The organism is Hymenobacter nivis, assembly GCF_003149515.1.
In the GTDB taxonomy this organism is placed as follows: domain Bacteria; phylum Bacteroidota; class Bacteroidia; order Cytophagales; family Hymenobacteraceae; genus Hymenobacter; species Hymenobacter nivis.
On the sequence record NZ_CP029145.1, the window covers coordinates 615,303 to 634,428 of the forward strand.

A 19,126-nucleotide genomic window follows, 5' to 3' on the forward strand; every position below is an offset into this window, starting at 1 on the left:
TCCCGCACCAGTAAATCCCTTGGATTGAATTACTGCCCCGGCTGCGATGCTTCGGTGAACCGGGTAAAACGTTCAGCTGCTTTGGGTTGGCGTTTTATTCCACCACTACCTGCGTGCCCAACTCAAAATGCATGTGCGGGTCGAAGCGAACCGGGAACGGCCGCGCCTCGTCGGCCCGGCCCTGCAACAGCACGCGGCTGCGGCCGTATTCCACGCCGTTGTTATCGAGCAGGCGCACGCGCACAGTGTCGCGGAAAGTGCGTTCAAAAATGACGTAGAGCGAGAGCTGCGGCCGGCCGGCGCGCACGCTGTCGTCGCCGGCCACAAACGACTTGCCCAGGCGCAGCCCGCGCGCTTGCAAGGCGGCGCTGAGGCCGGTTTGGGCCGCCTCGCGCTGGGCGCCGGTGGCCAGTCCATCCGCCGCCACCGTGGTCGACTGCCCCGCCGCCTCAGCGGTGTTGCGCAGGGTGTCCTGGGCCGAGTGTTTCCCCCGGTCGCAGCCAATAAGGCTGAGGATCAGTAAAAAGGCCCCGCCCCGAAATCGAAAGTCAGTAAAATGAAGCATAAGCGGCCGTCCATAAAATCTATGAAATTCAAAAAACCTGGGTGACCCAAAGGCCAGCGTAGCCAATCTGGAGCCCTTATTCGAACTTCATGTGCTTCACCGACTCGCCCGAGTTCTTCAACTCCAGCAGCGACTCGATGCCGATGGCCAGGTGCTGCTTCACGAAGTTAGTGGTCACTTTCGAGTCCGATTCCGAGGTTTTCACGCCCTCGGGCGTCATCGGGTTGTCGCTCACCAGCAGCAGGGCCCCGTGGGGAATGTCGTTCATGAAGCCACACACGAAAATAGTGGCCGTTTCCATGTCCACGGCCAGGGCCCGCACCCGGCGCAAGTAGTCCTTGAACTCCTGGTCGTGCTCCCACACCCGGCGGTTAGTGGTGTACACGGTGCCGGTGTAGTAGTCCAGCTCGTGCTTCTTAATCATCGACGAAACCGCGCGTTGCAGGCGGAAGGAGGGCAGGGCCGGAATCTCCTTGGGCAGGTAGTCGTCGGAAGTACCGTCGCCGCGAATGGCGGCAATGGGCAGCACCAAGTCGCCGAGTTTGGTCTTTTTCAGGCCCCCGCACTTGCCCAAAAATAGCGCCGCCTTGGGCTTGACGGCCGAGAGCAGGTCCATCACCGTGGCCGCCATCGGCGAGCCCATGCCGAAATTAATGATGGTGATGCCGTCCGCCGTGGCCGACTGCATCGGCTTATCGAGTCCGCGCACCTCCACGCCGAACTGCTCGGCAAACATATACACGTAGTTGCTGAAATTAGTGAGCAGGATGTACTGCCCGAATTCGCCGAGCGGTACGCCCGTGTAGCGTGGTAGCCAGTTGTTTACGATTTCTTCTTTGGTCTTCATGGGGGCAAATGAGCGAATTGGTGAGTTGGCGAATGAGTGAAGTGGGAAAAGAGTGAAGTGGTACGGGGCCGGATAGTGGATCGGTGGATAATTCACTCACTCGCCACCTCACTCGTTGAAAACAAAAAAACCGCCGCCCCTGAGGGGTACGGCGGCACGGCGGGCAGCTCCTGAAACGCGGCGGCCCCCCGTACCTTTGGAGGTGATGCAAGAGTTGGACCTGCCGCCTTTCGAAGCCAAACTTACGCAATCGGCCACAAACCAGCCGCTTATTTGGGATGGGCTCCGGCGCAAGCACGTGGTGCTCACGCCCGAGGAGTGGGTGCGCCAGCACGTGGTGCACTACCTGGCGGGCCATCTGGGCTACCCGCGCGGCCTGCTGGCCCTGGAGCGCGGCCTGCGCTACAACCAGCGCCAGAAGCGCACTGACCTGCTGGCCCTGGGCCCCACCGGCCAGCCCCTGCTGCTGGTCGAGTGCAAGGCCCCGCACGTGGCCATTGACGCGGCCGTGGCCCGGCAGGCCACTACCTACAACCAAACAGTGGGGGCTCCGCTGCTGCTGCTCACCAACGGCCTGGTGCACTACTGCTGGCAGGTCGATTTCGCGGCCCGCACCAACGAGCGGCTCAACGAAATTCCAGGCTTTGCGGCAGCCGTGGCGCTGGCTGGGCCGTAATGCCCTTAGTTGCTAGTGGTCAGTTGTTCGTTATTAGATATCCGAGATTTTTATCAGTAAAGCTGTTTAGGAAGTCGTCAGACCGTCATGCTCATCTGACGTTCAATTTCGAATTTCCAGACTTCCTAAACAGCTTTAGTGATTTCCGGCGAGCAGCTGCACCAAAAGCTACATGACAACTGACAACGAAAAATTGACAACTAAAACTTACCCCATGCAATTATTCCGCTTCGGCCCGCGGGGGCACGAGCAGCCCGGCGTGCGCACCGCCGCCGGCCAGCGCCTCGACGTGTCGGCGTTTGGCGAAGACTACCACGAGGCCTTTTTCGCCACCGATGGCCCGGTCCGCCTCGCCGCCTGGCTGGGGCCCCACGCCGCTCAGTGCCCCGAAGTGCCCGCCGAAGCCCGCCTGGGCAGCTGCGTGGCGCGGCCGTCCAAAATTGTGTGCATTGGCCTGAACTACCGCGACCACAGCGCCGAAACCGGCCTGGGCCTGCCCACCGAACCCGTATTTTTCCTCAAGGCCACCTCCGCCTTGTGCGGGCCCCACGACGATGTGGTGCTGCCCCGCGGCGCCGAAAAGCTCGACTGGGAAGCCGAGTTGGCCTTTGTCATCGGTAAGTTAGCATCCTACGTAGCAGAAGCCGATGCACTGGGCCACATCGCCGGCTACACCATCCTCAACGACTACAGCGAGCGGGCCCACCAGCTGGAGCGCGGCGGGCAGTGGACCAAGGGTAAAAGCGCCGACACCTTTGCGCCGTTGGGGCCCTACCTCACGCTAGCCGCCGACGTGCCCGACCCCGAAAACCTGCGCATCTGGCTCACCGTGAACGGCGCCACCAAGCAGGAAGCCACCACCGCCGACCTGGTGTTCGGGCTGGCCAAAATCATCAGCTACGTCAGTGAGTTCATGACTTTGCTGCCCGGCGACGTCATCTCCACCGGCAGCCCGGCCGGTACGGGCATGGGCCTGCACCCACCGCAGTACCTGCGCGCCGGCGACGTGGTGGCGCTAGGCATCGAAGGCCTGGGCGAGCAGCGCCAGCGCGTAGCGGCGTTTCCGGGGTAATTGCCGGGGTCCCACGGCGGCCTTTCGGCAATGATGCAACGATTAGCGGGCAGCCGGCGAAAAGCCAGCAGCTCGCGCCGGCGATTATCCGTAAGCACTGCGCATAAGCGGCGGCTAATTTCCACGGGTTGACGTGAGCAAGCGCGCCCCCGAATACCCCGGCTGAGTAGTGGCCTTCACCAGCGGCGACCGCAAGGCAGGGTAGGCAGGCCGTAAAAAGAAAAGGCCTCCCCGATATAGCATCGGGGAGGCCTTTTCTGTAGCGCGAACTTTGGAGTTCGCGCCGCTGCACGGTAACCGTTCAGCGTTCAATCGGCAGGACGAAGCGAGCGCCGCGAACTACAAAGTTCGTGCTACAGTGCGCTGTTAACTAAGCCGTTACGGGCTCCAGCACGTGGGCTACGTCCACCAGGGGCAGGCCCCAGGCTTCGGCCACGCCTTTGTAAACGACCTCGCCGTGCACCACGTTCAGGCCAAGGCGCAGGGCGGCGTCCTGGCGGCAAGCGGCCTGCCAGCCCAGGTTGGCCAGCTTCACGGCGTAAGGCAGCGTGGCGTTGGTGAGGGCCAGGGTGGAGGTGTAGGGTACCGCGCCGGGCATGTTGGCCACGCAGTAGTGCACCACGTCGTCGATGATGAAGGTCGGGTCTTCGTGAGTGGTGGGGCGGCAGGTTTCGATGCAGCCGCCCTGGTCCACAGCCACGTCCACGAGCACGGTGCCGGGGCGCATGGTTTTCAGCATATCGCGCGTGATGAGGTGCGGGGCCTTGGCGCCCGGAATCAGCACCGCGCCCACCACCAGGTCGGTGGTTTTAATGGCTTCGCGGATATTATACTCGTTAGAATACTGCGTCACCACGTTTTTCGGCATGAAGTCGTCGAGTTCGCGCAGGCGGTTCAGGTTGATGTCCATAATGGTGACCTGGGCCCCCAGGCCCGCGGCCACCTTGGCTGCCTGCGTGCCCACGATGCCCGCGCCGAGCACCAGCACGTGTGCCGGCTTCACGCCGGGTACGCCGCCGAGCAGAATGCCGCGGCCTTTCAGGGGTTTCTCTAGGTACTTGGCGCCTTCCTGGGGAGCCATGCGGCCGGCCACTTCGCTCATGGGGATGAGCAGGGGCAGGGCGCGGTTGGGCAGCTCCACGGTTTCATAGGCCAGGCAGATGGCCTTGCGCTCGATCATGGCGTGGGTCAGGGCCTCGCCGCTGGCAAAGTGGAAGTACGTGAACAGCAGCTGGTTCTCCTTGATGAGCGGGTATTCCTCAGCAATCGGCTCCTTCACCTTGATGATCATATCGGCCTGCCCGTACACGTCGGCAATGGTGGGTAGCAGTTGCGCCCCCGCCTGCTCGTAATCAGCGTCGTCGAAGCCGCTGCCGCCGCCGGCCCCGGCTTGCACCAGCAGCGTGTGGCCGTGCTTGCGCAGCTCGGCTACGCCAGCGGGCGTGAGGCCCACGCGGTTTTCATTGTTTTTAATTTCCTTGGGAACGCCGATAATCATAACGAAAATGGGTGGGATGAAGGGGAGGTGGAGGCGCCAAAACGGCACGTAAAGATAGGGCCCCAACGGCCCGTAGCGGCGAAAAGTGCCGCCCATCGGCTCGTCCTGGCCCAAATCTTTTTCTGGCTTCTTGGAAGTAATGCAAGCATGCTTTTGGTCAACTCATCCCACTTAGAGAGTGGCAAAATGGCTAGGAAAATACCCAAAAAATCCTCCTGGCCGTGCGGCAAGGGTTCTCCTTACACCTAAACAAATCTATGCGCCAGAGCAGTTTCCAGGTTGATGTGCATACCTATTTGCGGTGTAGGGGCGGGGCTTGCCCCCGCCCGAATCATTGAACGGTGACCGTGGCAACAATTTGGGCGGGGGCAAGCCCCACCTCTACCGGAACAGCGATGTATACCAACCTGGGAGCCGCTCCAAGGCTACCAAAAGCACCTGCCAAGCCATACTAGGCAGCTGCCGGTCCGTCGGCTTTTTCAGCCGGCCAACCAATTATTGTTAGGGAGAATAAGCGGATACCGGCCAACCGGCCAACCGGCCGCAATAACTGGCCGCCCGGACCGAATACTGGTCCGAAAGCCGCAAAAGCGCCCCGTCATTCGCCTATACCGCCGCAAGCGCGCGGCCGTGCCGAGGTGCAATAAGCCCTTGCATCCGTGCGGTGCGGCCACCAACTTATGGCCGCCCCTGCACAAATGGAAAACCTGGCCGGCCCAGCGCGCTCCGTAATAGTTGCAATGGCAACGGCTCAGCCCACACGTCGGGTAGGGTATTTTTACGGTAGGTCTCCGATAGGTTCCGGTACGGGTCGTAGGGTGGATAGGCCCAGACGCCGGTTAGGTCGCGGCGTGGCGCCGGTTCCTCAGTACACAAGGAGTGAGTCGCAGAAACTGGCAGCGGGGTAAAGGCCGCTGCCGCTCGTACCGTAGGGATAAGGGTTACTGCTGGCAAGGCAGGCACCGGGCCACCGGGTAGTAGCACCAAGCTAAGGCGTGGTTCGTTCGTCGGATGGCGGAGAAAGTAAGCTGGTCCGGGCTGGTTTTGGGCCACTGCTGCCAGGGAGAAGCTAAAACAAGCAGCTAGCAGCAGGGCGCGAATACGCATAGGATGGTAGGCAAAAGGCAAGCAAAAGTTGACGCTGGCAATTGCATAAATTTACATATAATAATTTAACCATTAATTATTGGCTTTCTTATTGATGATTAGTTTGTTGCACCCGAATTAATGCAGGCCAGTTACTTAGCCGGGTGTTTCACCCGCTGCCATCAGCGCGCCCAAATCGAGGGGATGAGTGTACATGGTGAGGCCGCCGGCTGCGTCGCGGGGCCAGGCGGCCGGTGCCGGTCCCAGCACAGCTCCAGGCCGTTGCCGTCGGGGGCGTTGAGGTACTCGGTTCCGACACGCCGTGGTCGGCCGCGCCGCTCAGCGGGTAGCCGGCCGCCACCAGCCGGCCCACCACGCGGCCCAGGTTGGCGCGGGTGGGGTAGAGCAGGGCGGCGTGGTAGAGGCCCGCCGCGCCCTGGGTGCGCGCCGGGGCCCCGCCCAGGCTGTTTCGGGTGTTCAGTCCGATATGGTGATGGTAGCCCCTGGCTCCCAAAAAAGCGGCCTGCTCGCCGTAACGCTGCTGCAATTCAAAGCCCAGCAGGCCCTGGTAAAATGCCAGCGCCCGGTCGGTGACTTGCAAATGCACGTGGCCCACTTGGGCCCCAGCTATTGGGCGTTTAAGCCGCGGCTGTGTCCGCTGGCTTCTGCAAAATCTGCTCGATGCGGGCCAGTTCGTCGGCGCTGAAATTCAGGTTCTGGAGGCAGTGCAGCGAGTCGGCGAGCTGGGCGGGGCGGCTGGCTCCTACCAGCACGGAGGTCACCCGGTCGTCCTTCAGCAGCCAGGCCAGGGCCATTTGGGCCAGGCTCTGGCCGCGGGCCTGAGCTACCGTATTCAGCTGCTGGAGCTGGGCCACCACGGTGGGCGTCACCTGCTCGCGCTGCAAAAAGCCCGTGCTGCTAGCCGCCCGCGAGTCGTCGGGGATACCCTGTAAGTACTTGTCCGACAGCAGGCCCTGGGCCAGGGGCGAGAATGGGATGCAGCCCACACCTTCCGCGCCCAGCACGTCGAGCAGGCCGGCCTCGGGGTCGCGCACCAGCATGGAGTACTTGGGCTGGTGGATGAGGCAGGGCGTGCCCATTTCGCGCAGCAGGCCAATGGCCTTTTGGGCCTCCTCGGGCCCGTAGTTCGATAGGCCTACGTACAGGGCCTTGCCCTGGCGCACAGCATGGGCCAGGGCCCCCATGCTTTCTTCCAGCGGCGTGTCGGGGTCGGGCCGGTGGTGGTAGAAGATATCGACATACTCCAGGCCCATGCGCTTGAGGCTTTGGTCGAGGCTGGCCAGCAGGTACTTGCGCGAACCCCACTCGCCGTAGGGGCCCTCCCACATGCCGTAGCCGGCCTTGGTGGAAATGATGAGCTCGTCGCGGTACGCGGCAAAATCCTGGGCCAGCACCTTGCCAAAGTTCAGCTCGGCCGAGCCGGGGGGCGGGCCGTAATTGTTGGCCAGGTCGAAGTGGGTGATGCCGTTATCGAAGGCCAGGTGCAGGGTTTGGCGGCCGGTGGCCAGCGCGTCCACGTCGCCGAAGTTGTGCCAGAGGCCCAGCGAAATGGCGGGCAGCTTGAGGCCGCTTTTGCCGCAGCGGCGGTAGGGTAGGGCTTGGTAGCGATCCGCAGCGGGGAGGTATTGGGGAGGCATGAAAAGGGGAAAAGGTTGAGGGCCAGCCTGGAATATAGAAACGCATCTTTGCGTCTCAGGATTAAACGACAGATCGGAACAGTGTCTAGTCAAGTCGTGCAATACCTGAGACGCAAAGATGCGTCTCTACATTCCAGTATTGCTTGCAGTAGCTTGGTTAAACGCAGCACCCACGCCGCTGGCTATTTAAAAGGAACGGTGGTGCCGCTTTCCTTGACGAGGCTTTCGGGGGCCAGGGTGCGCACCACGGTGGCGCGCAGCGTGAGCTTGGCGTCGGCGGGTGTGGCCACGTCGTTCGATTGCAGCGTTACCACGTCGGCCAGGGCCCCCAGCTGGCGCGGGGCGTACACCAGCTCCACGGGGGCGCTTTGGCCGGGGGCGATGGGGGCGGGTGGTATCTTGTAGCCCACGCAGTAGCAGGCGCTGCTGAGGGCCCCCAGCACGAGCGGGCGCTTGCCGGCGTTGCGCACCACAAAGCGCGCGCTGAGTTGCTGCCCGCTTTCGAGCCGGCCGAAATCGTGGCCCGGGGCACCCTCCACCACCAGGCGCGGCGAGCGGGCAATTTCGGCGGGCGTCAGGGTTTTCTTCTGCTCGGCCTGGGTCAGCACTGTGCCCTTGATGGTGAGCACATGGCTGGGCTCGGCGGCGTTGCTGGTCACGGTCACGGTTTTGCTGAACACGCCGGGCCGGCCGGCGCTGCTGTACACGGCGCGCACCACGCCCGACTTGCCGGGCAGCACCGGCGTTTTGGTCCAGTCGGGGGTGGTGCAGCCGCAGCTGGCCTGCACGTTGGCGATGACCACGGGCTGGTTGCCGGTGTTCGTGAACCGGAACGCGTGGGTGGCCTGCGTGCCCTCCGGTACGGCGCCGAAATCGTGCAGGTCGCGCTCGAACGTGAGTGCGCCCTGGGCCCGGGCCCCCAGGGTGCCGGCCAACAAAGCGAGGGCAAAAATGTATTTCATACGCAGAGCGTTAGAGAAATGGAGCCGGGGCCCCGGGGGTAAACCGCGGCGGCCGGCGGGCCAGGCAAATATACACCGGGCCCCCGCCCACGCCCGGCGCCCTATTTTTGTACCGGCTCCGGCCGTTTTGCCCTTCTCCACATCCCACCCGCTCTACTTAAGTTTTCTAGCCCATGCCCACTGCCGAACTCACCGCTCCGGCCCCCACGGCCGCCCTGGCCCTGGCCGATATTCTGCACGACTACCGCTTGGGGTGGGAGAGCCGGCACGCCTCGCTCGCTGGCCGCAAAGAAGTGTTTATGGGCAAGGCCAAATTTGGTATTTTTGGCGATGGCAAAGAGCTGCCCCAGCTGGCCATGGCCCGCGCCTTTAAGAACGGTGACTTCCGCGCCGGCTACTACCGCGACCAAACCTTTATGGTGGCCATCGGGGAGCTTACCTGGCAGCAGTACTTCGCCCAGCTCTACGCCAACCCCGACGTGGAGGCCGAGCCCGCCACCGCCGGCCGCGCCATGAACGGCCACTTCGGCACCCGCCTGCTCGACGACAACGGCCTGTTCAAACCCCAGACTTCGACCAAAAACTCATCGGCCGACATCTCGCCCACCGCTGCCCAAATGCCGCGCCTCGTGGGCCTGGCCTACGCCAGCAAGCTCTACCGCCTTAACCCCGAGCTGCATCAATTCAGCGACTTTTCGGTGAATGGCAACGAGGTGGCCTTTGGCACCATCGGCAACGCCAGCACTTCGGAAGGCATGTTTTTTGAGGCCCTGAACGCGGCCGGCGTGCTCCAGATTCCGCTTCTGGTGAGCGTGTGGGACGACCACTACGGCATCTCGGTGCCCGCCGAGTACCAGACCACCAAGCAGAGCATTTCGGCCATTATGGCCGGCTTGCAGCGCGACGGCGAGGGGGAGCCCGGCTTTGAGATTTTTGTGGTGAAGGGCTGGGATTATCCCGCTCTGGTGGACGCCTACCAGCGCGCGGCCGCCGTGTGCCGCGCTCAGCACGTGCCCGTGCTCTTCCACGTCACCGAGCTCACGCAGCCCCAGGGCCACAGCACCAGCGGCTCGCACGAGCGCTACAAGCCCAAAACGCGCCTGCGCTGGGAAGAAGAGCACGACTGCCTGCTGAAAATGCGCGAGTGGCTGCTGGCCGAGGGCCACGCCACCGCCGCCGAGCTCGACGCCCTCGAAAAGGACGCCGCTGCCACCGTTAAGCAGGCCCGCACCGCTGCCTGGTCGGCCTTTGTGGATCCCATCAAGAATGAGCGCGACGCCACCGTGGCCCTGCTCGACCGCCTGGTGAAAGCCACCGGCACCGAGCACGCCCTGGCCGAAACCGTGAACCAGCTGCGCACCAACCCCGCGCCTATCCGCGCCGACAGCGTGCGCACCCTGCGCCAGGCCCTGCGCCAGGTGCGCGGCCTGCGCCACCCCGGCCGCCGCGCCGTGCAGCAGTACTTGGAGCAGCTGCAAGGCGAAAACGCCGACCGCTACAACGCCAATCTCTTCAGCCAGAGCGAGGAAGCCGTGGGCAACATCGACGAAGTGCCCGTGGCCTACGCCGAAACCCCGCCCGTGGTGGACGGCCGCGAGGTGCTGCAAGCCTGCTTTACGGCCAACTTCGAGCGCGACCCGCGCATTTTCGCTATCGGCGAGGACGTGGGCCAGATCGGCGACGTGAACCAGGCCTTTGCCGGCTTGCAGGAAAAATTTGGCGAGCTGCGCGTGACCGACACCGGCATCCGTGAGTGCACCATCATCGGGCAGGGTATCGGTGCGGCCCTGCGCGGGCTGCGGCCCATTACTGAGATTCAGTACCTCGACTACCTGCTGTACGCGGTGCAGATTCTGAGCGACGACCTCGCCTGCCTCCAGTACCGCACCAAGGGCGGCCAGAAGGCCCCGCTTATTGTGCGCACCCGTGGCCATCGCCTGGAGGGTATCTGGCACTCGGGCTCGCCCATGGGCCTGCTGCTGAGCACGCTGCGCGGCATCCACGTGTGCGTGCCCCGCGACATGACCCGCGCCGCCGGCTTCTACAACACGCTGCTGCGGAGCGACGAGCCGGCCGTAGTGGTGGAGTGCCTGAATGGCTACCGCCTCAAAGAAAAGCTGCCCGCCAACGTGGGCGAGTTCACGCTGCCGCTGGGCCGTCCCGAGGTGCTGCGCGCCGGCACCGACATCACCATCGTCACCTACGGCTCAATGTGCCGGGTGGTGATGGAGGCCGCCGCCCAGCTGGCCGCCGAAGGTATTTCGGCCGAAGTCATCGACGTGCAAACCCTGCTGCCCTTCGATACCGAGCACCTCATCGCCGACAGCCTGCGCAAAACCGGCCGCGTGCTGTTTGCCGATGAGGACGTGCCCGGCGGGGCCTCGGCCTTCATGCTCCAGCACGTCATCGACGAGCAAAACGGCTACCAGCTGCTCGACGCGGCTCCGCGCTGCCTCTCGGCCCAGGCCCACCGCCCGGCCTACAGCTCCGACGGCGACTACTTCAGCAAGCCCAACGTGGAGGATGTATTCGACGCTGCCTACGCCCTGCTTAGCGAAGCCGACCCGGAGCAGTTTCCGGAAATCTATTAAGTTACTGGTCTGTACATCGGACTACAAAGGCTAAGCTACATCACCAAAAAAACGGCCGCCTTCCCAACGGGAGGCGGCCGTTTTTACCGTCAGGTGCGGGGCCCTACGGGATGATGATGCTGTTGGTGGTTACCACGTTGCTTTCGTGCAACGCCCGGTCCTGAATGCTGACGACGAATCGTACTTCCTGGTGAGGGCGGAAAGGATACCCGGGGATGTAATCCTTGCCAAAAACGAGCGTCCCCTTTACCGGGGCAGCTTTAGTTCCGTCGGCGGTAATGCGCGGGAAACGGCCGTTGTAGTTAAGCTTGGGATTGGGATTAATGTAGGGCTGAAAATTACCTTGCCCATCCTTTATGTAGGGTTGAAGAAAATAATTGTTGTTGTTGCGGTTGTTGCCTCCCCGGTAAGCATAAACCCCGGCAGTATCGCCATCAGCCAATCCCAGGTCGCCGTTACCATCCTGGTAAGAAACAGTGATGGCTATGGAATCGGAAGTGCCCGACTTGCTTGCCAGGCGTTTGTAGAATATCTGCGGGTTGCTAATGCTGGGCGTATCGGAGTAGTCGGGCGGGTTGAGGCAGCTACTGACGGCCCCGGCCGCAACGGCCAGTAGCCCAGCCAGGCGCAATGAGTAGAATAAAGTGCGCATAGAAGAGTGAAAAGACGAAAGTGAACCCACCCCGGGGCCCCTAAAAGCGGCCCGAATGTACGTTTCTCGCAACGAAGCCGGCGCGGTTTTGTTGTGCCCTGCTAACCCCTCCGCCTGCCAATGAGTTTCCGCGCCGAATTCCTGCGCCAGCTGCCCGCTGTATCGGCCGCCACCTTCGAGGCGGCGGCTCTGGCCCTGTTCCGCCACCAGGCCGCCCACTGCCCGCCCTACGCCGCCTACCTGCACCAGCTGGGCCGGGCTCCCGCCGCCGTGGGGGCCCTGGCCGACATCCCGTTTTTACCCATCGAGTTCTTCAAAACCCACGACGTGCGCACCGAGCCCGCCGCCTGGGGCCCCCAGGAAGAATTCCTGAGCAGCGGCACCACCCGCCAGCAGCGCAGCCGCCACCTGCTGCGCGACCCGCAGCTGTACCGCGACAACGCCGCCCGCATTTTCGAGCAGTTCTACGGCCCCCTCCCGGGCTGGACGTTCCTGGCCCTGCTGCCCTCGTACCTGGAGCAGGGGCAGTCGTCGCTGGTGGCGATGGTGGACGACTTTGCCCGGCGCTCGGGGCAGGCGCAGCCCGCGTTTTTCCTGCACGACCACCGGGCCCTGCGCCAGGCCCTGGCCGAAGCCCAGCAGGCCGCCGGCCGCCGCGTGCTGCTCATCGGCGTGAGCTACGCCCTGCTGGATTTGGCCGCCGAAGCGGGCCCCGCGCCCGAGCTGCAAGGCCTGACGGTGCTCGAAACCGGGGGCATGAAGGGGCGCCGCCGCGAGCTGATTCGGGAGGAGCTGCACCAGGAGCTGCAACGCGCCTTCGGGCCCGCCGGCATCCACTCCGAGTACGGCATGACGGAGCTGCTCAGCCAGGCCTATTCGCTGGGCGATGGGCGCTTCCACTGCCCGCCACCGCTGCGCGTGCTGCTGCGCGACCCCGCCGACCCGTTCGACGTGGCCGAGCGCCGGCCCGACGGCGCCATCAACGTCATCGACCTGGCCAACATTGATTCGTGTGCCTTCATCGAAACCAAAGATTTAGCCGTGCAGCACCCCGACGGCTCCTTCGAAGTGCTGGGCCGCATGGATAATTCGGACGTGCGCGGCTGCAACCAGCTAGTGATGTGAGGCAATATTTGGGGCCCCGGAAACGGCCCGGGCTGCCGGCTTTTCGCCGGCTGCCTGGTAATCGTTGAATCATTGCCCGGGTTCCCCAGGGCCTCCAAACCGCCGTTGTACCCGGCGCAATGATTAGCGGGCAGCCGGCAAAAACCCGGCAGCCCGCCCCCGCGATGCGGGCTATAAAGTGCGCGCTGCTGGCTAATTGGCACTGCTTTCGCCGTACCTTCGTTCTCCTGAAAAAACCGCCCTCCGTTGAAGAATATCCGTAATTTCTGCATCATCGCCCACATCGACCACGGCAAAAGCACGCTGGCCGACCGGCTCCTGGAGTTCACGAGCACTGTGGCCAAGCGCGACATGCAGGCCCAACTGCTCGACAACATGGACCTGGAGCGCGAGCGGGGCATCACCATCAAGAGCCACGCCATCCAGATGCAGTACTCCTACAAAGGGGAGATTTACACGCTGAACCTGATTGACACGCCCGGCCACGTCGATTTTAGCTACGAAGTGAGCCGCAGCATCGCCGCCTGCGAAGGGGCCCTGCTGATTGTGGACGCCTCGCAGGGCATTGAGGCCCAGACGATTTCCAACCTCTACCTCGCCATTGGGGCCGACTTGGAAATTATTCCGGTGCTCAATAAAATCGACCTGCCGCACGCCATGCCGGAGGAGGTGACCGACGAGATTGTGGACCTGATTGGCTGCAAGCCGGAGGATATCATCCACGCTTCGGGCAAGGCCGGCATCGGCATCGAGGCCATCCTGAACGCCATTGTGGAGCGCGTGCCGGCCCCAAAAGGCGACCTCGGGGCCCCGCTACAAGCCCTGATTTTCGACTCGGTGTTCAACTCGTACCGCGGCATTGAGGTGCTGTTCCGCATCAAGAACGGCGTGATGCGCAAGGGCGACAAGCTCCGCTTCATGGCCACGGGCAAGGAGTACGGCGCCGACGAAATCGGCATCCTGGGCCTCAACCAGGAGCCGCGCCAGGAGATGGGGGCTGGCAACGTCGGCTACCTCATCTCGGGCATCAAGGAGGCCCGTGAGGTGAAGGTGGGCGATACCATTACGCACGTCCACAACCCCACACCGGAAGCTGTTCAGGGCTTTGCTGACGTGAAGCCGATGGTGTTCGCCGGCATCTACCCGGTGGATACTACTGAATATGAGGAGCTACGCAGCAGCATGGAAAAGCTCCAGCTCAACGACGCCTCGCTGGTCTGGGAGCCCGAAACATCGGTGGCGCTGGGCTTCGGCTTCCGCTGCGGCTTCCTGGGTATGCTGCACATGGAAATTGTGCAGGAGCGCCTGGAGCGCGAGTTCAACATGACGGTCATTACCACGGTGCCGAGCGTGCAGTTCCACGCCACCGGCACCAAAGACCAGCTGCTGACCATCAACGCGCCGAGCGAAATGCCGGAGCCGAACCTGATAAAAACCATCGAGGAGCCGTACATTAAGGCGCAGATTATCACCGCTTCGGAGTACGTGGGGCCCATCATCACGCTGTGCATGGAGAAGCGCGGCATCATCAAGGGCCAGTCGTACCTGACCTCCGAGCGGGTGGAGATGACGTTTGAGCTACCGCTGTCGGAAATTGTGTTCGACTTCTTCGACAAGCTTAAAACCATCAGCCGCGGCTACGCATCGCTCGATTACGAGCTGATTGGTTTCCGTGAAGCCGATATGGTGAAGCTGGACGTGATGCTGAATGGCGAGAAGGTGGACGCCTTGTCGGCCATCGTGCACCGCTCCAAGAGCTACGACTGGGGCCGCCGCCTCTGCGAAAAGCTGCGCGAGTTGCTGCCCCGCCAGATGTTCGACATCGCCATCCAGGCTAGTATCGGGCAGAAAATCATCGCCCGCGAAACCATCAAGGCCCTGCGCAAAAACGTGATTGCCAAGTGCTACGGCGGCGACATTAGCCGCAAGCGCAAACTGCTCGAAAAGCAGAAGGAGGGCAAAAAACGGATGCGTACCGTGGGCTCGGTGGAAATTCCACAGGAAGCGTTTTTAGCGGTTCTGAAAATTGACTGATTTTGGGAAAACGCGGCTCCATTGGGGGCCGCGTTTTTTTGTTCATTTATAACATGCCAGAAGTCACCAGTATTACCGGCGATGCTTTGCGCGAGTTGCTCAATCAACTTGTGGGTAAAACTGCTTGGCGAAGCAGAGCGGGTAGTGGTACTGGCTCAATTTTTACCTTGCAGTTCGGCTCAGAACTGCTTGGTGATAAAACCCAAGGCGAGTTTTCCCTAATGGTTTATTGCGCGTGGCGGATTGTGAAGGGCAATCAAATACTGCTCAGTTGGCATGATGATTCTGATGCTGCGCTGGTCCCGGGACTAGCAATATTACACGAAGTGCAGGTAGTGGGTATTGAGCTTTCTAGGTGGAATGATTTTGCAATCCGCTTTGCAAATGGGCTGGAGCTTCAAATTATCAATGATTTGTCGCTGCTCCGTGATTTTGATTCAAGCTGGTTTATTATTCACAAAGGAGCAGTCCATTACAGCGTAACTCCTAACAATTTAATTCTAGTTGAATCTGCGATTTAATAATCGTTTCTAAGCAAGAGTACTTTCCGAATGGCTGATATCCACGTTGCCCCCCACCTCATCGACGGCAAGCAAACTGCCGAGGACATCAAAGTTGAAATTGCCGCTGCGGTGGTGAAGCTGACGGCCACCGGCCAGCGCCCGCCGCACTTGGCCGCCATCCTGGTGGGCCACGACGGTGGTTCCGAAACCTACGTGCGCAACAAGGTGCTGGCCTGCGAACGGGTGGGTTACGACAGCACGCTGCTGCGCTTTGAGGACGATATCACCGAGGCCGACCTGCTGGCCCAGGTGGGGGCCCTGAACGACGACCCGGCCATCGACGGCTTCATCGTTCAGCTACCGCTGCCCAAGCACATCGACGCCGAAAAGGTCATCGAAGCCATCCGGCCCGACAAGGATGTGGACGGCTTCCACCCCATGAACCTGGGCCGCATGGTGGCTGGGCTGCCCGCGCTATTGCCCGCCACGCCCTCCGGCATCGTGGAGCTGATGGCCCGCCAAGGCATCAAAACCAGCGGCCAGCACTGCGTCGTAATTGGCCGCAGCAACATCGTGGGTACGCCGGTTAGTATCTTGCTGGCCAAGAACTTGGAAACTGCTAACTGCACCGTTACTTTATGCCACTCGCGGACCAAAAACCTGGCTGAAATCGTGCGCCAGGCCGACATCATCGTGGCCGCCATTGGTCGGCCCGAGTTCGTGACGGCCGACATGGTGAAGCCCGGCGCGGTGGTGATTGATGTGGGCACGACCCGCGTGACGGACGCCAACAAGAAGAGCGGTTTCAGCCTGAAGGGCGACGTGAACTTTGCCGAAGTGGCCCCGCTGGCCTCGCGCATCACGCCCGTGCCCGGCGGCGTGGGCCCCATGACCATCGCCATGCTGCTACTAAACACGCTGCGCGCCGCCACGGGCGCCGTGTATCCGAAGGCGTAGCAATGGTGAGTTGGTGAAGGAGCGAATGAGTGATTTCTCTCTACATCGATTACTCATTCGCTCCTTCACCAACTCACCGTTCGTAAATTTGAGTGGCCGGGGGCCCCGGTTGCGCCCCGGGTGTTGACGCAAGTCGTGCCCTGTTTTATTAGTTGCTCATGTCCGCCGTTACCGATTTGCTCGCCGCTTTGCCCATCCTCCACACGCCCATCACCGGGGTCATCCTACCGGTAATGGAGCAGTTTTATACCATTCAGGGCGAAGGCTTTAACGCCGGGCGAGCGGCCTACTTCATCCGCCTGGGCGGGTGCGACGTGGGCTGCGTGTGGTGCGACGTGAAGGAGTCGTGGGACGCCGACGCGCACCCGCGCCAGGCCGTGGCCGAGCTGGTGGCCGCCGCCGCCGCGCACCCCGGCCGCAACGTGGTCATCACCGGTGGCGAGCCGCTGATGCACAACTGCGGGCCCCTCACCGGGGCCCTGCAAGCGGCCGGCTTCCAAACCTGGATTGAGACCTCCGGGGCCCACCCGCTCAGCGGCCGTTGGGACTGGATCTGCGTGTCGCCCAAGAAGTTCAGGGCCCCGCGGCCCGACGTACTGGCCCACGCCGACGAGCTGAAAATCATTGTTTTCAACGACAGCGACTTTGCCTGGGCCGAGGAGCACGCTGCCCTGGTGCCCGCCACCACGCGCCTCTACCTCCAGCCCGAATGGAGCCGCGCCGCCCGCATGACGCCCGCCCTCATCGATTACGTGAAGGCCCACCCGCGCTGGCAAGTATCGCTGCAAACGCATAAATACCTCGACATTCCGTAGTTTGCGGGCTATGCGACTACTGGGTACTTTTTGGGATAAAGGCCGGCGTTACGCGCTGGGCAGCGGGCTGGTTTTAGCAGTGGTCCTGAGCGGGCCCTTATCGGCACAGGCTCAGGGAATTGCGCCCCCAGTCATCACCAATACCAAGGCCCGTGGCCTCTATGAGAAGGCTAAGGCCCAAGCCAAAGACCGCGAGTTTAGCAAGGCCCTGGAGACGCTGGGTACGCTCACCCAGAAATTTCCGTCGCTCGGCGAGGGCTGGCTTATGAAGGGCTCGCTGCTGAAGGCTCAGGGCGACACCCGCGGGGCCTTGGTGGCCTACCGCGAGGGCTTGGCCAAGGTGCCGCCCGATGCCGCCCGCGCCACCCAGTACCTACTGCTCGGTGACCTGGCCCTGCAATACGGTGACTACGCCACCGCAGGCGTGGCCTACCGCCAGCTACTGAAAGTTGGCCCCAAAGTGGCCCGCCACCGCGCCGTGGCCGAACGCGGCCTGCGCACCTGCGTGTTTGCCGAAGCGGCCCTGAAGCACCCCGTGGGGCCTCCCCCCGCGCCACTGGGGCCCCCGCTGAACGGCTTCAAGTTTCAGTATTTCCCGACCCTGACGGCCGACAGCCGCTTCCTGCTCTTCACGGGGCGGCCGATGGTGAGCAGCGGCGAGGACCTGTTTGTGAGCCGCCGGGCGGCTGACGGCACATTCAGCCCGCCCGTCAGCATTGCCCCAACCATCAATTCGAGCTATAACGAAGGCGCAGGCACGATTTCGGGCGATGGCAAAACGCTGGTGTTTGCCTCCTGTGACCGGCCCAAGAGCGTCGGCAACTGCGACTTGTACATCTCGCGGCGCACCGGCAACACCTGGAGTCCGCCCCAAAACCTGGGCGCCGCTGTGAACTCGCCAGAGTGGGACTCGCAGCCCTCGCTCTCGGCCGACGGGCGCACACTGTACTTCACCTCCACCCGCCGCGGTGGCCAGGGGCAGGAAGACCTGTACGTGACCACTTTGCAGCCCGACGGCGCCTGGGCCCCCGCCAAAAACCTGGGGGCACCAGTGAACACGCCCGGCAAGGACATGGCCCCCTTCATCCACGCCAGCGGCACTACGCTCTACTACGTCACCGACGGACTAGTGGGCATGGGTGGGCTCGATGTGTTCCGGAGCGAAGCCGCTGCCGGCGGGACCTGGGGGCCCCCGGCCAACCTGGGTTACCCGCTGAACACGTTCGAGGACGAGGCCTCGATGTTCGTGTCGTCTGACAACCAGCGCGGCTTTTACTCGCGCACGCAAATGGGCGATGAAAAGCCGGCCGCTCCCGGGGCCCCCGCGCTCGAGCGGGGCGTGCAGCTCTTCGGCTTCGACGTGCCCGCCGAGGCCAAGGCCCGTGAAACCAGCACCTACGCCCAGGGCCGGGTGTTCGACGCCACCACCAAGAAGCCGATGCGGGCCGACGTGAAAATCTACGACGTGGACACCGACGCCCTCACACAGTTCGTGACCTCTGACCCGGAAACCGGCGAGTATACCGCCGTGCTCAACGAGGGCCACCGCTACGCCATGTATGCCGCCGCCGACAAGTACTTACTCAAAAGCCTGAGCTTCGATTACGCCGGCAAGCAGCAGTTCAACCCGTTCACGCTCGACATTTACCTCGACCCCGTGCGCGCCGGCCGCAGCGTGGTGCTGAACAACCTGTTTTTCGATACCAACAAGTACGAGCTGGAGCCCCGCTCGCGCACCGAGCTCAATCGCCTCATCGAGTTCATGCGCCAGTACCAGGATGTGCAAATCGAGGTATCGGGCCACACCGATAACGTGGGCACCGACGCGGCCAACCTCCAGCTTTCCGAGCGCCGGGCGCAGGCCGTGGTGGCCTACCTCACGGCCCACGGTGTACAAGCCGCCCGCCTGCGGGCCAAAGGCTACGGCGCCGCCCGCGCCCTGGGCCCCAACGACACCGACGCCAGCCGCCGCCTCAACCGCCGCATCGAGCTGCGCATCCTCTAGCCAGGAATCCCGGTTCGGGTACGATTCCTTGTTTCAGGCGGCGTATGCCCTTGCCGCTAAGCGGCGGTGCCAGTGCAGCC

The 19,126-nt window shown here is 62.8% G+C and carries 16 protein-coding genes; 9 read left to right on the forward strand and 7 right to left on the reverse strand.

The genetic code is table 11. From position 1 onward, the window contains the following. Positions 1-94 precede the first annotated feature (94 nt). Entirely contained in the window at positions 95-565 is a 471-nt protein-coding gene (locus tag DDQ68_RS02540; protein ID WP_109654534.1) for a hypothetical protein, read from the reverse strand. A 76-nt stretch (positions 566-641) separates the two neighbouring features. After that, complete coding sequence (locus DDQ68_RS02545; RefSeq protein ID WP_109654536.1) at positions 642-1,412, reverse strand: AMP nucleosidase; 771 nt, start codon at positions 1,410-1,412, stop codon at positions 642-644. A gap of 205 nt (positions 1,413-1,617) precedes the next feature. Here DDQ68_RS02545 and DDQ68_RS02550 point away from each other — a divergent pair, with 205 nt between their 5' ends. Together DDQ68_RS02550 and DDQ68_RS02555 are read left to right on the forward strand one after the other, a co-directional pair. Beyond that, positions 1,618-2,088: a type I restriction enzyme HsdR N-terminal domain-containing protein gene (locus tag DDQ68_RS02550; RefSeq protein ID WP_109654538.1), complete on the forward strand. Its 471-nt coding sequence runs from the start codon at positions 1,618-1,620 to the stop codon at positions 2,086-2,088. A 214-nt stretch (positions 2,089-2,302) separates the two neighbouring features. Continuing rightward, positions 2,303-3,160, forward strand: coding sequence for a fumarylacetoacetate hydrolase family protein (locus tag DDQ68_RS02555; protein ID WP_109654540.1), 858 nt, complete (start codon positions 2,303-2,305; stop codon positions 3,158-3,160). 370 nt (positions 3,161-3,530) lie between these two features. Here DDQ68_RS02555 and ald read toward each other — a convergent pair whose 3' ends face one another. The 4 genes from ald to DDQ68_RS02575 all read right to left on the reverse strand — a co-directional run bounded on the left by ald (position 3,531) and on the right by DDQ68_RS02575 (position 8,364). Further along, positions 3,531-4,658: an alanine dehydrogenase gene (ald, locus tag DDQ68_RS02560; RefSeq protein WP_109658295.1), complete on the reverse strand. Its 1,128-nt coding sequence runs from the start codon at positions 4,656-4,658 to the stop codon at positions 3,531-3,533. Between the two features lie 1,255 nt (positions 4,659-5,913). Beyond that, positions 5,914-6,351: a VOC family protein gene (locus DDQ68_RS02565; RefSeq protein WP_342767430.1), complete on the reverse strand. Its 438-nt coding sequence runs from the start codon at positions 6,349-6,351 to the stop codon at positions 5,914-5,916. A 31-nt stretch (positions 6,352-6,382) separates the two neighbouring features. Then, positions 6,383-7,402 carry an L-glyceraldehyde 3-phosphate reductase gene (gene mgrA / locus DDQ68_RS02570; RefSeq protein WP_109654542.1) on the reverse strand — a complete coding sequence of 340 codons (1,020 nt, stop codon included), beginning with the start codon at positions 7,400-7,402 and terminating at the stop codon, positions 6,383-6,385. A gap of 182 nt (positions 7,403-7,584) precedes the next feature. After that, positions 7,585-8,364, reverse strand: a complete 780-nt coding sequence (locus DDQ68_RS02575) for a DUF1573 domain-containing protein (RefSeq protein WP_109654544.1) — start codon at positions 8,362-8,364, stop codon at positions 7,585-7,587. 173 nt (positions 8,365-8,537) lie between these two features. Here DDQ68_RS02575 and DDQ68_RS02580 point away from each other — a divergent pair, with 173 nt between their 5' ends. Next, entirely contained in the window at positions 8,538-10,955 is a 2,418-nt protein-coding gene (locus DDQ68_RS02580; protein WP_109654546.1) for an alpha-ketoacid dehydrogenase subunit alpha/beta, read from the forward strand. Positions 10,956-11,058: 103 nt separating this feature from the next. On the opposite strand, the gene DDQ68_RS02585 is transcribed toward DDQ68_RS02580, so the two are convergent. After that, on the reverse strand, positions 11,059-11,607 hold the full coding sequence (locus DDQ68_RS02585; protein WP_109654548.1) for a hypothetical protein: 549 nt from the start codon (positions 11,605-11,607) through the stop codon (positions 11,059-11,061). 120 nt (positions 11,608-11,727) lie between these two features. Between DDQ68_RS02585 and DDQ68_RS02590 the strand changes: the two genes are divergently transcribed. The 6 genes from DDQ68_RS02590 to DDQ68_RS02610 all read left to right on the forward strand — a co-directional run bounded on the left by DDQ68_RS02590 (position 11,728) and on the right by DDQ68_RS02610 (position 19,046). After that, positions 11,728-12,732, forward strand: coding sequence for an acyl transferase (locus DDQ68_RS02590; protein ID WP_109654550.1), 1,005 nt, complete (start codon positions 11,728-11,730; stop codon positions 12,730-12,732). 246 nt (positions 12,733-12,978) lie between these two features. Then, on the forward strand, positions 12,979-14,766 hold the full coding sequence (lepA, locus tag DDQ68_RS02595; protein ID WP_109654552.1) for a translation elongation factor 4: 1,788 nt from the start codon (positions 12,979-12,981) through the stop codon (positions 14,764-14,766). A 53-nt stretch (positions 14,767-14,819) separates the two neighbouring features. Then, positions 14,820-15,287 carry a hypothetical protein gene (locus DDQ68_RS22430; RefSeq protein ID WP_162549754.1) on the forward strand — a complete coding sequence of 156 codons (468 nt, stop codon included), beginning with the start codon at positions 14,820-14,822 and terminating at the stop codon, positions 15,285-15,287. Positions 15,288-15,317: 30 nt separating this feature from the next. Then, positions 15,318-16,226: a bifunctional 5,10-methylenetetrahydrofolate dehydrogenase/5,10-methenyltetrahydrofolate cyclohydrolase gene (locus tag DDQ68_RS02600; RefSeq protein ID WP_109654553.1), complete on the forward strand. Its 909-nt coding sequence runs from the start codon at positions 15,318-15,320 to the stop codon at positions 16,224-16,226. 233 nt (positions 16,227-16,459) lie between these two features. After that, positions 16,460-17,041: a 7-carboxy-7-deazaguanine synthase QueE gene (locus DDQ68_RS02605; protein ID WP_211320269.1), complete on the forward strand. Its 582-nt coding sequence runs from the start codon at positions 16,460-16,462 to the stop codon at positions 17,039-17,041. A 10-nt stretch (positions 17,042-17,051) separates the two neighbouring features. Beyond that, the gene (locus DDQ68_RS02610) at positions 17,052-19,046 is read left to right on the forward strand and encodes an OmpA family protein (RefSeq protein WP_109654557.1); all 1,995 of its coding nucleotides are present in this window, start codon (positions 17,052-17,054) and stop codon (positions 19,044-19,046) included. The last annotated feature ends 80 nt before the right edge of the window (positions 19,047-19,126 follow it).